The sequence below is a fragment of the Marichromatium sp. AB31 genome (assembly GCF_003718685.1).
Taxonomy (GTDB): domain Bacteria; phylum Pseudomonadota; class Gammaproteobacteria; order Chromatiales; family Chromatiaceae; genus Marichromatium; species Marichromatium gracile.
Window position 1 is genome coordinate 1 of record NZ_RHFI01000022.1, and the last position, 14,560, is coordinate 14,560.

A 14,560-nucleotide genomic window follows, 5' to 3' on the forward strand; every position below is an offset into this window, starting at 1 on the left:
TGGTGATCCGGGCCGCTCTGCCCTGAGCGAGCTGCGCATTTTAGACGCTTCTCGAAAAACGTCAACACTTTTTTCATCCTCTCGTCACTTCGCCCTCCTCTCGCGCGCGCGTTCATTTATATGCGCGAGGATGAGTCAGGCGTCATTCGCGCTCAGGCGTTCAGTTAAGGATGGCGGCTGCGGCAATGACAGGCGCACCATCAGCCCGCTGCGCTCGGCGGGCTCGAACCCGATCCCACCACCATAGGCATCGACGATATCGCGTACGATCGCGAGCCCCAGGCCAGTCCCTTCCTTGCGTTCGTCGAGGCGCAGACCACGCTCGCCGAGTCGCGAGCACTGGTCGGCGGCGACCCCCGGGCCATCGTCGATGATCAGGATCGACACCCGCTCGCCAGCCTCGACCTCGATCCGCACCGAGGAGCGCGCCCACTTGGCCGCATTCTCGAGCAGGTTGCCGAGCAGCTCGAGCAGATCGTCCGGCGTCAGCGCGACCTCGACCTCAGGGGGGATCCAGACCTGCCAGTCGATACCCCGCCCTGCCGGGGTGCGTTCCAGGGTGCGCAGCAACGCATCGACCGCGGCCCCCACCTCGGCCCTGGCCGGTGCCGGGCGCGCCCCGGATCGCACCCGCGCACGGATCAGCTCACGATCGACACGGCGTCGCATCGTCTCGGCGAGTTGTTCGAGGTCGGCGGCCAGCGCCGGTTCGCCACGCGCACGCAGCCGCTCGGCGTCTCCGGCAAGGGCGCTCAGCGGGGTCTTGAGACCGTGGGCGAGGTCGGCGGTCCAGGCCCGCGCACGTTCGAGCGCCTGGGCGCGGGCGTCGAGCAGCGCGTTGAGCTCGTCGATCAGCGGCCGGAGTTCCTCGGGGTGGTGCTCGGCGAGGCGCCGGGCGTGACCCGAGCGGATCGCCTCGACACCGAGCCGGACGCGCTCGAGCGGGGCGAGACCGGTATGGACCTGCACCAGGGTGGCCACCGCCAACACCACCGCCATCAGCAGCAGATAGGGCAACATGTCGGCGGCGAAGGCGTTGCGTGCAGCGACCAGCTCGGCACGCGCCATCGCCACCGCGACCCGGACCCGCTGTTGCGTCCCGTCGCCGGCACGCAGCAAGACCAGGCGCTCACGCACCAGCAGCCGTTGACCATCGGGTCCGGGCAGACGATGGGCATGGACCTGCCCCGGGCGCAGCGGATCGGGCGGGAGCGCAATCACGCCGTCCCACAGCGAGCGCGAACGCAGCATGCCGGGGGAGGAGATGCCATCGATCTGCCAGTAGCGACCGCTCAGCGGGACATCGAAACGGGGATCGGTCGGCGGAGGCGTCAGCAACGGCTGCCCATCGACACCGAGGGCGAGGGTCGCCACCAGCTGATCGAGCTGAACGTCCAGCTCGGCATCGAGCCGACGCTCGACATGGGCCTCGAAGAGTCGTGACAGCCCGGCGGCGGCCACCACCAGGGCGATGGCGATCGAGATCGCGGCACCGAGCCAGAGCCGCGCCCGCAGCGACCGCCGCCCGATCACCGAGTCAGTCCGCGTCGGGCTCGACCAGATAGCCGAAACCGCGCCTGGTCTGGATCCACTCGCTGCCGAGTTTGCGTCGGACCCGTCCGACCAGCACCTCGATCGCGTTCGAGTCGCGCTCGAAGTCCTGGGCATAGAGCTGCTCGGTCAACTCGCCCTGGGAGACCACCCGCCCGGCATGCTGCATCAGATAGCAGGCCAGCCGGTACTCCTGGGGCGAGAGGTGCACCGGCACCCCGTCGCGGGTCACCGTCATCCGGCAGGTGTCGAGCCTGACCCCGCCACACTCGATCACCGGCGAGGGCTGACCGGCGGCGCGTCGCACCAGCGCGCGCACCCGGGCCAACAGCTCCTCCATGCGGAAGGGCTTGGGCAGATAGTCGTCGGCACCGGCGTCGATCCCCTCGACACGTTCGCTCCACTCACCCCGCGCGGTCAGGATCAGCACCGGGAAGCGCTGTCCGGCACCACGCCAGCGTCGCAACACCGAGAGGCCGTCGAGCCGCGGCAGACCGAGGTCGAGGATGACCGCGGCATAGTGCTCGGTATCGCCCAGGAACCAGGCGCGCTCGCCGTCCTCCACCCAGTCGTGGACGAAGCCGGCGGCCTCCAGTGCCTGACCCACCGAGGCGGCGAGCCGGGCGTCGTCCTCCACCAGCAGGATGCGCATCAGTCCTCCTCTACCTCGAGAATGCGGGCGGTGGCGGCGTCGACCTCGACCTCGAGCCGCCGGCCATCGGGGGCGATGAGCTTGAGCTCATAGCGCCAACCGCCGTGCTCACGCTCGAACTCCACCCCCACCACCTCGCCCGGCACCCGCGCCGAGACCGCACGCAGGATCTCGCCGATCGGGCGCACCTCGCCACGCTCGAGCGCGCGCCGGGCACGATCGTGATCGGCGACATCGTCGAGTCCGTCGGCCGGGGCGACGGCCGAGACGCTGACGAGCAGCAGCAGGACGATCGGGCGCATGTGAGGGACTTTGGCCATGGAGGCATGATGCCACGAACCCGGCTGACGGTTTGCTGACAACCCTCGACAGCCGGGGTTCAGCAGCGGGTGGATAGGCTGGTCGCCAACATCACCAGGGCCGAGGCCCACTCACCCGAACCGGAGCACACCGATGACGACACCGACACCCGAAACCGCGAGCGAGACCCGGGTCTGGGACCCGCTGGTCCGTCTCTTCCACTGGTCGCTGGCCGCGGGCTTCGCCGCCGCCTACATCATCGAGGACCATCCGCTCGCGCTCCATGTGTGGATCGGCTATCTGATCCTGGCGCTGATCGCGATCCGCGTGACCTGGGGCTTCGTCGGCTCGACGCACGCCCGCTTCGGCGACTTCGTGCGCGGCCCCCGCGCCACCCTCGACTATCTGCGCGACGCCGCCCGGCTGCGCGCACCACGCCATCTCGGCCACAACCCGGCCGGCGGCGCCATGGTCGTCGCACTGCTGCTGACGGTGAGCGCCACCGGACTCAGTGGACTCGCGCTCTACGGCGCCGAGGAGTTCGCCGGTCCCCTGGCCGGGCTCACCGCCGGGCTCTCGCACGACACCGCCGAGCTGATCGAGGGGGCGCACGAGTTCTTCGCCAACCTCACCCTGCTGCTGGTCCTGCTCCACGTCGCCGGGGTGCTGTTCTCGAGCTTCGCCCACCAGGAGAACCTGATCGGCTCGATGATCAGCGGCCGCAAGCGCGTCGAGCGCGAGTAACGAACCGGACCCAAGGAGCCATACCAATGCCCCAGCGCATCACCCCACTGTTCGCCCTGCTCGCGCTGACACTCACCAGTGCCGCACCGGCCGATGACGACCGTCTCGGCGCGGTCACCGACCCGACGACCCGCGCCGTCTGCGGCGACTGCCACCTGGTCTATCAGCCGGCACTGCTGAGCGCGCGCGACTGGCGCCAGATCATGATCCCGCAGTCACTGGCTGCGCACTATGGCGAGACCCTCGAACTCGACGAGACGCGGCGCCTCGCCATCAGCGACTATCTGCAGGCCAATGCGACCGTCTCCGCGCGGCTCGACCCGCCACCGACGAACGGGCTGCCTCGCATCACCGAGACCACGGCGTTCCGCCACGAGCACGCCGAACTCGCACGGTTGCAGGACAGCGCCGGCCAGGCGATCCCCGCGCTCGGTGACTGTCTAGGCTGTCATCCACGCGCCGAATCGGGTATCTATGAGGACGACGAGGTCCGCATCCCCGGGCTCGGCCACTGGCGGGACTGATCGCCGGTCGGGACCTGGGCGATGACACGCACCGCACAGGACGGTGCGAGACCGGGCGCGGAATCGCTGGCCACGCGCCATGTACCGGAACGACGCCAGCACACTCACCGGAGACCCCAGAGATGCCATCACAGATCCGGATGTTCACCCTTGCCCTCGGCCTCGGCGCCGGGGTCAGCCTTGCGGCGCTCGCCCAACCGATGGGCGGCCCCATGCCGTTCGCCGCACTCGATGGCGACGGCAACGGCCTGATCAGCCAACAGGAGTTCGACGCCTTCCACCAGACGCGTCGCCCCGGTGGAGGCCCAGGCATGCCGGCGTTCGCCGACTTCGACCAGGACGGCGACGGCCAGCTCACCCCCGCCGAACTCACCGCCGGTCAGCAGGCACGGATGCGGCAGCGCGGCGGCATGGGTCGCGACATGCCGGACCTGGCCGACTTCGACCGCGACGGCAACGGTTGGCTCGACGAGCAGGAGTTCTACGAGGGCCGCGGCCAGCGTATCGCCGAGCGCTCGCAGCAGGGCTACATGATGCGCAACCTCGCCTCGGCACCGAGCTTCGAGGAGGTCGACAGCAACGGCGATGGTCGCGTCGACGCCGACGAGTTCGCTGCCGCGCAGGCGCAGCACCAGCGCCAGAACTGGGGCCCGTCACCCGACTGAGTCCGCCTCATCCACCCGGGGCGTCGCCGAGCAGTGGCGATCACGCCATGGACGGCGCCCCGTGTCCGCCCGCGTCAGCGGGCGTTCGCCGTTCAGGAAGCCCGCTCGATGGCCCATCTCTCGCCCCCGGCAGGCAGCGCGCCCGCCTTCATCAGGCTCGATTTCCTCGACGCGCTGCGCGGCTTCGCCGCCTGCTACGTCCTCGTCTACCACCTCGCGCTGATCCCCAGCCCTCATCTCGAATTCCCCGGCTGGATGGCGCTCTACGCCGCCAGCGGCGGCACCGGCGTCACTCTGTTCTTCGTACTCAGCGCCTTCGCCCTGGCCTATTCGCTCGACGCCCGCCACGACGAGCCGCACCGCGTGCGCCGCTTCTATCTGCGCCGCTTCTTCCGCATTGCACCGCTGTTCTACTGCATGCTGCTGCTCTACTACGGGCGCGACCTGATGATGTTCGACGTCGCACACTCGTTCGAGGAGGTGCTGATCAATGTCTCGCTGCTCTTCAACCTCTCGCCGACCTACATGGCCGGCTACGTCTGGGCAAGCTGGACCATCGGCGTCGAGGTCCTGGTCTATCTAGTCTTCCCCCTCGTCCACCACCGCATCCGCACCCTGCCCGCGGCGCTCGGATTGCTCGCGGTCGCGGCGGCGATCGCGGCGCTTTGGGACGCATTGGTCCCGACCCTGGGGGTGAGTAGCGGCCTGCTGCGCCCCGAGCAGGTCGAGAGCGTGAAGAGCATCGGTCTGCTGCGACACCTCCCCGCCTTCGTCCTCGGTCTGGTCAGCTACCGTATCTTCCGCGACCACCTGCCACGCCTTGGCACGGCCACCAAACGCGCGCTCGGCGCGCTGCTGCTTCTACTTTTCGTCGCACTCTACACCGGCCTGCTCACCGGCAAGCTGCCGGCCGGACGCGAATTGCTATCAACCTGGCTAGCACTGAGTTACGCGTTGCTGGTCCTCGGTCTCGCCGCCTGGCCGACCCGGCTACTGGTCAACCGGGCTAGCGTCGCCACCGGCAAGATCAGCTACTCGATCTATCTGCTGCACCCGACCCTGATTCTCCTGCTCGCCCCGGTCTATCACTGGCTGTATCAGAAAATCGACGATGTCAGCCTGGCCTATGGCAGTGCGCTGCTGATCACCGCCGTGCCGCTATTCGCGCTCTCTTGGCTGAGTTATCGCCATATCGAACGACCAGGCATCGCCTGGGGCGAGAGGCTGATCGGCGGGCGTCCGCGTCCGGTAGCGGTTGGCTAGGCTTGCCCCGGCGGCCGATCGCCGGCCTGACCGCGAGAACCTAGCATCGACCTCCCGGCTGATGCATGCTTGCTGCCGAAGCGGGCAGCGTCATGCTGGGATCTGACACAGGATCATCGGCGGGTGCCCACCGCAGCCGGACGCACCCAAACTCGAGGAGAGAGCTGACGATGTCCAGCGTGTCAGAGACGACCCAAGACACCCCCGGTCCACGAGGCAATGACAGGCACGACGGCTACGTGGTGGCCATCGGCGCCTCGGCCGGCGGACTCGACGCGCTGGAGCGCTTCTTCCAATGCCTGCCCTCGGACTCGGGCGCGGCCTATGTGGTGATCCAGCATCTCTCGCCCGACCACAAGAGCATGATGGGCAACCTGCTCGCCCGTCATACCGAGATGCCGGTGGTGACCGTCACCGACGGCATGCGGCTCGAGCCCAATCGCGTCCACCTGATCCCGCCGGCGAACATGATGACGGTGCTCGGCGATGCGCTGCGCCTCAGCCCCAAGAACCCGCGTGGCCTGGCGCTGCCGATCGACCTCTTCTTCACCTCGCTGGCCAAGGAGTTCGGCAAACACGCCATCGGCGTGGTGCTCTCGGGCACCGGATCCGACGGCACCCGTGGCGCGGTGGCGATCAACGACGCCGGCGGCCTGCTGCTCGCCCAGGATCCGGAGTCGGCCAAGTTCGACGGCATGCCGCGCAGCGTCATCGCCACCGGTCTGGTCGATGCCACGCTGTCGCCGGACGACCTCGGCCCCAGGCTGATCGAGTTCATCAACCAGGCCCCGCAGATCAAGACCGAGACCTCGCCCCAGGGCCCGACCTTCGACAAGGACGACGCCCTCGACGAGGCGATGCATCTCCTCAAGCACCAGGGCGGGATCAACTTCCGCGACTACAAGCCGGCCACGGTGATGCGCCGCATCGAGCGGCGCATGCAGGTGCGTCACACCCCCGATCTGCACAACTATGTGCGCCTGCTCGACAGCGATCGCGGCGAGCTGGCGGTACTGCGCCGCGAGCTGCTGATCCCGGTGACCAGTTTCTTCCGCGACCCCGATACCTTCGAGATCCTCGACCAGACGGTGATCCGCTCGATCGTCAGCGAACGCGGCGAGAACCAGCCGATCCGGGTCTGGGTGCCCGGCGTCTCCACCGGCGAGGAGGCCTATACCCTGGCGATCCTGTTCGCCGAGGCCTTCGATCGCGAGCGCCGCTGGCCGAGCTTCAAGCTCTTCGCCACCGACGTCGAGCAACAGAACGTCGAGGTCGGCGGCGCCGGGGTGTTCTCCGAGGCGATCGCCGCCGAGATCTCGCCCGAACGACTCGAGCGCTTCTTCTACAAGCGCGGCAACCACTTCGTGGTCAAGAACGAGATCCGCCAGAACATCGTCTTCGCGCGTCACAACCTGCTCGAGGACCCGCCCTTCACCCGCATGGACCTGGTCTCCTGTCGCAACCTGCTGATCTACTTCCGCACCCAGGCCCAGGAGCGGGCGCTGCGGCGCATCCAGTACGCCCTCTCCCCCGGCGGCTATCTGCTGCTCGGACCGAGCGAGACCCTGGCCGATCTGCACACCGACTTCACCGCGGTCAACTCGCGCCACAAGATCTATCGCGTGCTGCGCCACGTCTCGCTGCCGCTCGACACCGCCACCCCATCGCGCCCGCCGACCAGCGCCGCCGGACCACGCCAGTACAGCCCGCGCAGCCGCTATCAATCGACCGACGCCGCAGCCATCGACGCCGGTCAGTCGATCCTGCTGCGCGACTACGCCCCCACCACCCTGCTGCTCAACGCCCACGGCGAGCTGCTGCACGTCTTCGGCGAGGCGGCGCGCTATCTGCGCATCGGCGAGGGCAGCGCCACGCTCGACATCGCCAAGCTGCTGCCCCGGCCGCTGGTCTCGGTGGCCCAGGCGCTACTCTACAAGTGCGCGCGCAGCGGCACGGCGATGCGTTCGGACCAGCTCGGCATCGAGCTGCCCTCGGGCGAGCGCGAGCGGTTGCGCATGGTGGTCAGACCCTATGACGCGCCCCAGTCCGAGCGTCATCTGCTGCTCTCGTTCGAGTCCGAGCCGCAGGAGATCGTGTCGCGCCCGGGGATGGAGACGCTCGATCTCGACGACGAGACCGCACAGCGGGTCGAGAACCTGGAGCGCGAGCTGGCGGCCACCCGCGAGAGCCTGCAGGCGACCATCGAGGAGCTGGAGACGGCCAACGAGGAGTTACAGGCGACCAACGAGGAGCTGATGGCCTCCAACGAGGAGCTGCAAAGCTCCAACGAGGAGCTGCAGTCGGTCAACGAGGAACTCTACACGGTCAATGCCGAGAACCAGGAGAAGATCGAGATCCTCAACCGGCTCAACGCCGATCTCGACGGCATGGCCAAGGCCGCGGCCATCGCCACGGTGTTCGTCGACGCCGAGCTGCGCCTGACCCGCTTCACCCCCGAGGCGACCACCCTGTTCAAGATCCGCAACGGCGACCTCGGCCGCCCGATCGACGACTTCACCAACCTGTTGCAGTATCCGGACTTCATCGATGAGCTGCGCCGCACCATCGCCAGCGGCGAGATGCTGCAGCGCGAGATCGCCGCGGCCAACGGCCGCATCTATCTGGCCCGGGTGCTGCCCTACGCGGTGCGCGCAGGCGAGGCGCGCGGGGCGGTCTCGACCTTTGTCGACATCACCAGCCTGCACGACATCGAGCGATTGCAGGCGGTGCTCGACTCACTCCCCGAGCAGATCGCGGTCCTCGACCCCCAGGGCATCATCACCCAGATCAACCACAGCTGGCGCGAGGCGGCGCGAGGCGCGGGTGACCCGTCGCTCAGCGACACCGGTCCCGGCGCCGGTTACGAGCGCGCGTTGCGACTGCTCGGGCCGGACGACGAACACCCGCGCGGGCGTGACCTGCGTGCGGGGATCCGCGCGGTACTCGAGGGTGACTCCGCCGGGGTCGTGGTCGACTTCACCTCAACGGACGAGGGGGCACGCCTGCTCGCCATCCATGTCTCGCCGATCCAGCACCATCACGGCGGCGCCGTCCTCGCCCGACTCGACGCCAGTGAATGGCGCCAGGGCGAGGATGACGACTGACCCGACGAGCGTGGCTCAGTCGAGCGCCTCGAGCAGTTCGCGCACCAGGCCCGGGCCGCGATAGATCAGCCCGGTGTAGACCTGCGCCAGATCCGCGCCGGCGGCGAACTTGGCGCGCGCGCTGGGCACATCACGCACCCCGCCGACCCCGATCAGCGTCGGCTCCGGCCCCAGCGCCTCGCGCACCGTCGCCAGCAGCGCGGTGCTGCGCGCCTGCAGCGGGCGCCCCGAGAGCCCGCCGGCCATGCCCTCGGTGCGGCTGCGCAACCCCTCGCGGGCGATGGTGGTGTTGGTCAGGATCAGTCCGGCGCAACCGGCCTCGAGCGCGGCGCGCGCGCAGTCGATGGCATCGCCGTCGGCGAGATCGGGCGCGAGCTTGACCAGCAGCGGTCGGGGCCGCGCGAGACGCTGGTTGGGCTCCTGGATGGTCTCGACGATGCGCTTGACCTCGTCGACACGCTGCAGATCGCGCAGCCCCGGGGTGTTCGGGCTGGAGATGTTGACCACCACATAATCGGCCAGCTCGCCGAGGCGCTCGAAGCTGTAGCGATAGTCCTCGGCGGCACGCTCGGCCGGGGTCACCTTGGACTTGCCGATATTGACCCCGAGCGGCACCTGCAGCAGGTCGCGCTCGCGCAACCGCCGCAGCCGTCGCGCCACCCGGTCGGCGCCGGCGTTGTTGAAGCCCATGCGGTTGATGATCGCCTCGTCCTCGGGCAGGCGGAACAGCCGCGGACGCGGGTTGCCGGGCTGGGCCTGCGCGGTCACCGTACCGACCTCGATGAAACCGAAACCGAGCGCCTGCCAGGCGGGGATCGCCTCGGCGTCCTTGTCCAGCCCGGCGGCCAGACCGAAGGGGTTGGGGAAACGCAGCCCCATCACCTCGCGCGGATGGGCATGGGCCGGATCGCCGGCGACCAGCCGACCATCGAAACGCTCCGACCAGCGCGCCAGCGCCGCCAGGGTCATGCGGTGCGCGCGCTCCGGGTCGAAGCGGAACACCAGCGGGCGCAGTGAGTGCCACAACAGATTCAGATCCATGCCGCCACCCGGCGCGGATTGGCGCTCATCGTCATCGATTCACCTCGTCAATTCAGGGGGTCTGGGGACGACCGGTCCTCTCCGACCGGACGCCCGGGACGCGAAGGGGCGCGCCACCTCCGGGTGACGCACGCATCAGCCGCGCCGCTCGCGACGCAGACTGTACAGATTGCCGGCGAGGATCAGCACACCGCCGCCCAGCACCCAGGGGTCGAGCCCCTCGCCATAGCACAGCGCGCCGACCAGGGCGATCAGCGGCAGGCGCAGGAAGTCCATCGGCAGCACCAGGGTGGCGTCGGCGTGACGGAAGGCATTGGCCACGCCGAGATGGGCGCTGATGCCGGTCACCGCCGCCACCAGCAGCCAGGGCAGCTCGCTCCAACCGATCGGTTGCCAGACCCAGAGCGCCACGGGCAGGCCGAGGAGCAGCTGGATCGTCAGCATCCAGAACAGGATGGTGAAGACCGAGTCGTGTCGGGTCAGCCCCTTGGTGGCGACCATGGTGACGGCGAAACCGAGCGCGGCCAGCAATCCCAGTGCCATCCCCGCGTCGAACGGCTGCAACCCCGGTCGGGTGATCAGCAGCACACCGACCAAGCCGGCGACCAGCGCCACCAGGCGGCCACGCCCGAGCCGCTCACCGAGGAAGACCAGTGCCAGCAGCGCGGCCCACACCGGGGTGGTGAACTCGAGCGCGAACACCAGCGCCAGCGGCAACAGCCCGATCGCGCCGATCCAGCAGAGCTGGCCGCCATAGTGGAACAGGTTGCGCAACAGGTGCAATCGCCAGCGCCGGGTACGCATGAACCCGGGCGCGAGCAGCACCCCCAGACCGACCAACAGCGGCAGCCCGAGCAGGGTGCGCAGGAACAGGAATTGCGCCGGGGACATCGCCGCGAGCGACTCGCGCGCCGAGACCGCGAGCGCGGCGAAGGACAAGAGCGCCAACCCCATCCAGCCGGCGGCGCGCGCCAGCCCGTCGTTACCGCTTGCCACGGACCGGGATCCTCCCGCAAAACGTTCGATCATACCCGATTGGCGTGGATCGTTGGTCAGCCGCACACGCCCCGCGCGATCCCGGTGTTATAGTCTGCCCACCCCCACGCGACGCCGTTTCAGGAGGACGAAACACATGGCCGAGAAGAAGATCCTGATGTTGGTCGGAGACTATGTCGAAGACTACGAGGCGATGGTCCCCTTCCAGATGCTGCAGCTGCTCGGGCACAGCGTCCACGCCGTCTGCCCGGACAAGGCCGCCGGCGACAAGGTCCGCACCGCGATCCACGACTTCGAGGGCGACCAGACCTACAGCGAGAAGCCCGGCCACAACTTCGCCATCACCGCCGACTTCGACAAGATCGACCCCAGCCGCTACGACGCCCTGATCATCCCCGGCGGGCGCGCCCCCGAATACCTGCGCCTCGACCTGCGCGTCATCGAGCTGGTGCGTCACTTCGCCGCCGGCGACAAGCCGATCGCCGCGATCTGTCACGGCCAGCAGATCCTCGCCGCCGCCGGGGTCCTCGAGGGCAAGCAGTGCACCGCCTACCCCGCCGTGCGCCCCGAACTCGAACGCGCCGGGGGCAGCTGGTGCGAGGTCAACGACACCCTCACCAACGCCTATGTCGACGGTCAGCTGGTCACCGCCCCGGCCTGGCCCGCGCACCCCGAGTGGATACGGCGCTTCGCCGAGCTGCTCGGTACCCGGATCGAGACCTGAGCGGGCCCTCGGCCCCGACGACACACCGCCACGCGGCGCGGCCCGGATCACGGCTCGGGCCAGCCATACGCCCGGACGGCGGACCCACGGATTGCAACCAGACCGCGTCGCCCGAGCGGCGTCACGAACAGAATCACAGGAGCCACCATGTCCGAGGAAGGCCGTTTCAGCATCGCGCTCGAGCAGCGCGAGGGATATCAGGTCAAGGTCGCCTTCGACTGGCCGCAGACCCCCGACCTGCTGCTCGACGGCGAGCCGCCGCTGGGCGAGTGCCGCGGGCCCAACGCCTCGCGCCTGCTCACCGCCGCCACCGCCGACTGCCTCGGCGCCAGCCTGCTGTTCTGTCTGTTCAAGGACGACCCGCCCGCCGGCTGTCTGCGCGCCGAGGCCAGCTGCGTGATGACCCGCAACGCGCAGAAGCGCCTGCGCATCGGCCAGCTCGAGGTGCGCCTGATCGTCACCGAGGCGGTCACCCAGTCGCCGCGTTTCGGTCGCTGCAAGGACCTGTTCGAGGAGTTCTGCGTGGTCTCGGCGAGTATCCGCCAGGGCATTCCGCTGGTGGTCACCGTCGAGGACGAGGCCGGCGAGGTCTACTACCGCTCCGAGTGAGCAGGCCCCGACCGCGATGACCCGCGCCGCCCCCGGCCCGCTGCGGCTCGAACCCACAGGCCCCGAGGACCTCGACGCGATGCTCGCGGCGCTGGGGTTCGATCGACCGCGCCCGGTGCTCACCCTGATCGGCGGCGCGGCGCGGCTCGACCCCGCGCTCGCCGAGCCGCTCGGCGCGCTGCTGCGCGCGCTCGCGCCCCGGCTCGAGACACTCGACGCCACGGTGGTCGACGGCGGCACCGACTGCGGGGTGATGGCGCAGATGGGCCGGGCACGGGCCGTCTGCCACGCCCGCTTCCCGCTGCTCGGGGTGGCGCCGCGCGCCACCGTCGCGCCGCACGGCACCACCCGCGCCGAACCCAACCACAGTCATCTGGTCCTCATCCCGGGGGCACGCTGGGGCGACGAGTCGCCGTGGATCCGCCGGATCTCGGCGCTGCTCGCCGGGCCCCGACCGCGGCTCACCCTCGCCGTCGGCGGCGGCGAGATCACCCGGCTCGACCTCGAACTCGCCCTCGCCGAACCCGCCCCGCTGCTGCTGCTCGCCGGTAGCGGCGGCAGCACCGCGGCGCTGCTCGCACGCTGGCACCGGGGCGGGCTCGAACACCGCGCCGCGATCGAGGCGCTCGACCTCGCCGCACCCACAGCGACCCTCGCCGCGCGGATCGCGGCACGGCTGGCGGCATGATCTGGCGCCCCCGCCCCCTGGTCTGCGGCGCCCCACCGCTGGCCGCAACGCTCGCTGACCGGCTCAACGCCCGGCTGGTCAGCCCCGAGCAACTGGCACGACTGCGGCCCCGGGCAAGCCAGCCGGTGGTCCTGCTCGACCCGCCCGACCCCGCCGCCCTGATCGCGGCGCTCGCCGACCGGCTCGCCGGCGCGCGCCGACCGCGCCGGCTGATCCTGATCCATCGCGACCCACGAGCGCCGACACTGCCGGCGCTCGCCGCCGATGGCCCGCTGCGGGTCGAGACCCTCGACCTCGCCACCACCGGCGCGCGCGCCCTGTTCGCGCGCTGGCCGCTGCACCTCGGCTGCGACGTCGCCGCCGGACAACGCCCCCACCTGCTGCTCGTCGGTCGCGCGACGCCCGCCACCGCGCTCCTGCGCCAGGCGCTGCTCGGCGCCCACTATGGCGAGCGGCGCCTGCGCATCACCCTGCTCGACCCCGACCCGGCGGCGGCCGCCGCCTGGTTCCGCGCCACCCAGCCCCAGGGCGAGACGATCGCCGAGTTGCGCTGCGCCACCCCGGAGGCACCGGCACTCGATGCCGACACGCCGGTGAGCCTGGCGCTGATCTGCGACCCGTCACGGGCCGCCGCGCACGCCGCCCGGCTGCGCCAACGACTCGCCGCCGCGAGCGGCGCCTCGCCAGCGCTGATCGCCGTGGCCACCGCGCCCTGGCCAGCCGGCGCACGCGCCGACTGGGACGGCCAGACCCAGCCCTTCTCGCTGATCGCCGATGCCTGCACCCCCGCGACCCTGTTTGCCGGGCGCGCCGACCAGCTCGCACGCACCATCCACGAGCACTATCGCGACAGCGTCGCCGCCCAGGGTCGCGACCCCGATGGCGAGCCCGGCGGCCAACCCTGGGCGCAGCTGGCCGAGTCCTTCCGCGGCGCCAACCGCCACCAGGCCGACCACATGCTCGCCAAGCTCGCCGTGGTCGACTGTCGCGCGGTCCCCGAGGAGCGGGTCGCCGGCTTCGCCTTCACCGCACCCGAGATCGAGCGTCTCGCGCGCATCGAGCACCGGCGCTGGGCCGCCGATCGTCGCCTCGACGGCTGGACCCACGCCCCGGTGCGCGACAACGCACGCAAGCACCACCCGCAACTGGTCGACTACGACGCCCTCAGCGAACCGATGAAGGATCTCGACCGCTTCGCGGTGCGCGGCGTGCCGACCCTGCTCGCGCGCGCCGGACTCGGCATCCAGCGCCTGTTGATCGTCGCCCTGATCGAGCCCGCCTCCAGCGAGACGCCCCCGCCACCGCGCCGACTCGTCAACGATGCACTCGGGCGGTTGCACGCACGCTACCCCGACCGCGCCCTGGTGCTCGCCACCAGCCTCGGCTCGACGCTCACCCGCGCACTCACCGCCCAGGCGATCGAGCACCCCGCCACCGGGCTGTGGCTGCTGCACCAGCGCCCGCTGTCGGCACAGCTCGACGCCTGCCCCGACCCGACGACGCGGACGACCCTGCTCGATCTGGTCGCCCGGGCCGAGCGGCGCCTGCCGCTCGGCCCCGGGGGGCTGGCCGGGTGGATCGCCAAGCGCGCCGAGATCGCCTGGCACCCGGCGCCGCCGGAGACGGCCGCACGCCCGGTCAAGCGACTGTGGCTCGCCCCCGAGGGCCGACGGCTCGTCTGGGACTTCGAGTACTGAGC

14 protein-coding genes are annotated in these 14,560 nt (G+C 70.3%); 9 read left to right on the plus strand and 5 right to left on the minus strand.

The window, feature by feature from the left end:
• Nucleotides 1-135 precede the first annotated feature (135 nt).
• From EBL84_RS13555 to EBL84_RS13565, 3 genes are read right to left on the minus strand one after another with little or no spacing between them, the layout of a single operon-like run.
• Nucleotides 136-1,533 carry a HAMP domain-containing sensor histidine kinase gene (locus EBL84_RS13555; RefSeq protein WP_123141304.1) on the minus strand — a complete coding sequence of 466 codons (1,398 nt, stop codon included), beginning with the start codon at nt 1,531-1,533 and terminating at the stop codon, nt 136-138.
• Nucleotides 1,534-1,537: 4 nt separating this feature from the next.
• Nucleotides 1,538-2,203, minus strand: a complete 666-nt coding sequence (locus EBL84_RS13560; RefSeq protein WP_123141305.1) for a response regulator transcription factor — start codon at nt 2,201-2,203, stop codon at nt 1,538-1,540.
• The gene (locus EBL84_RS13565) at nt 2,203-2,505 is read right to left on the minus strand and encodes a PepSY domain-containing protein (protein ID WP_223806159.1); all 303 of its coding nucleotides are present in this window, start codon (nt 2,503-2,505) and stop codon (nt 2,203-2,205) included. The genes EBL84_RS13560 and EBL84_RS13565 overlap by 1 nt, the downstream gene beginning before the upstream one ends.
• Before the next feature lie 151 nt (nt 2,506-2,656).
• Between EBL84_RS13565 and EBL84_RS13570 the strand changes: the two genes are divergently transcribed.
• From EBL84_RS13570 to EBL84_RS13590, 5 genes are all read left to right on the plus strand, one after another.
• A complete protein-coding gene (locus tag EBL84_RS13570; protein WP_123141307.1) occupies nt 2,657-3,247 on the plus strand; it encodes a cytochrome b/b6 domain-containing protein in 591 nt (196 codons plus the stop codon).
• A 26-nt stretch (nt 3,248-3,273) separates the two neighbouring features.
• A complete protein-coding gene (locus EBL84_RS13575; protein ID WP_123141308.1) occupies nt 3,274-3,771 on the plus strand; it encodes a hypothetical protein in 498 nt (165 codons plus the stop codon).
• Nucleotides 3,772-3,893: 122 nt separating this feature from the next.
• Complete coding sequence (locus EBL84_RS13580; RefSeq protein WP_123141309.1) at nt 3,894-4,436, plus strand: EF-hand domain-containing protein; 543 nt, start codon at nt 3,894-3,896, stop codon at nt 4,434-4,436.
• 108 nt (nt 4,437-4,544) lie between these two features.
• Entirely contained in the window at nt 4,545-5,699 is a 1,155-nt protein-coding gene (locus tag EBL84_RS13585; protein ID WP_123141310.1) for an acyltransferase, read from the plus strand.
• Nucleotides 5,700-5,869: 170 nt separating this feature from the next.
• Nucleotides 5,870-8,803, plus strand: a complete 2,934-nt coding sequence (locus EBL84_RS13590) for a chemotaxis protein CheB (RefSeq protein WP_123141311.1) — start codon at nt 5,870-5,872, stop codon at nt 8,801-8,803.
• Between the two features lie 15 nt (nt 8,804-8,818).
• On the opposite strand, the gene EBL84_RS13595 is transcribed toward EBL84_RS13590, so the two are convergent.
• Nucleotides 8,819-9,844, minus strand: a complete 1,026-nt coding sequence (locus EBL84_RS13595) for a quinone-dependent dihydroorotate dehydrogenase (protein ID WP_062273038.1) — start codon at nt 9,842-9,844, stop codon at nt 8,819-8,821.
• A gap of 135 nt (nt 9,845-9,979) precedes the next feature.
• Nucleotides 9,980-10,840: a DMT family transporter gene (locus tag EBL84_RS13600; protein ID WP_123141312.1), complete on the minus strand. Its 861-nt coding sequence runs from the start codon at nt 10,838-10,840 to the stop codon at nt 9,980-9,982.
• A 136-nt stretch (nt 10,841-10,976) separates the two neighbouring features.
• Between EBL84_RS13600 and EBL84_RS13605 the strand changes: the two genes are divergently transcribed.
• From EBL84_RS13605 to EBL84_RS13620, 4 genes are all read left to right on the plus strand, one after another.
• Nucleotides 10,977-11,564: a DJ-1/PfpI family protein gene (locus EBL84_RS13605; protein ID WP_123141313.1), complete on the plus strand. Its 588-nt coding sequence runs from the start codon at nt 10,977-10,979 to the stop codon at nt 11,562-11,564.
• Between the two features lie 147 nt (nt 11,565-11,711).
• On the plus strand, nt 11,712-12,173 hold the full coding sequence (locus EBL84_RS13610) for an OsmC family protein (protein WP_123141314.1): 462 nt from the start codon (nt 11,712-11,714) through the stop codon (nt 12,171-12,173).
• Between the two features lie 16 nt (nt 12,174-12,189).
• Nucleotides 12,190-12,861 carry a hypothetical protein gene (locus EBL84_RS13615; RefSeq protein WP_123141315.1) on the plus strand — a complete coding sequence of 224 codons (672 nt, stop codon included), beginning with the start codon at nt 12,190-12,192 and terminating at the stop codon, nt 12,859-12,861.
• Nucleotides 12,858-14,558 carry a RyR domain-containing protein gene (locus EBL84_RS13620; protein ID WP_123141316.1) on the plus strand — a complete coding sequence of 567 codons (1,701 nt, stop codon included), beginning with the start codon at nt 12,858-12,860 and terminating at the stop codon, nt 14,556-14,558. The genes EBL84_RS13615 and EBL84_RS13620 overlap by 4 nt, the downstream gene beginning before the upstream one ends.
• The last annotated feature ends 2 nt before the right edge of the window (nt 14,559-14,560 follow it).